Below are 383 nucleotides of genomic sequence, written 5' to 3' on the forward strand. Positions count from 1 at the left end.
TGAAGTTCATTGTACGTTGAAAAGGCGGAGTCTCTTTGAAGACTTCGCCTTTGTTTATATAGGGCATGAATGGTCTCAATACCTTTTATCGTACGTGAAGCATGATGAAGATTTTGAAATCCTGCGGATTTGACAAAACGTCTCTTTACATGCCTATGATCCTGTTCAATAAGATTGTTTAAATGTTTGATTGTACAATGGATTGTAGTTTGATAAAATCCTTGTTTTCTTAATTTGTTAAATGCGCAAAGTAATGCTGGCGCTTTGTCTGTAGTGAGAACCGTCGGTTCTCCAAAATATTTTACTAATCTTTTCATGAAGGCATAGGCAGCCTGATGATCCCGTTTTTTACGAAGTTGAATATCCAATGTGTGTCCATCTTT

The 383-nt window shown here is 36.6% G+C and carries 1 protein-coding gene; it reads right to left on the minus strand.

Annotated features, from left to right (window positions below; all coding sequences use genetic code 11):
* Window positions 1-383, minus strand: a 383-nt coding sequence (locus tag JDS96_RS30785; RefSeq protein ID WP_199669129.1) for a DDE-type integrase/transposase/recombinase, incomplete at both ends; no start/stop codon positions are given.

The sequence above is a fragment of the Bacillus cereus group sp. N21 genome (assembly GCF_016483395.1).
Classification (GTDB): domain Bacteria; phylum Bacillota; class Bacilli; order Bacillales; family Bacillaceae_G; genus Bacillus_A; species Bacillus_A pseudomycoides.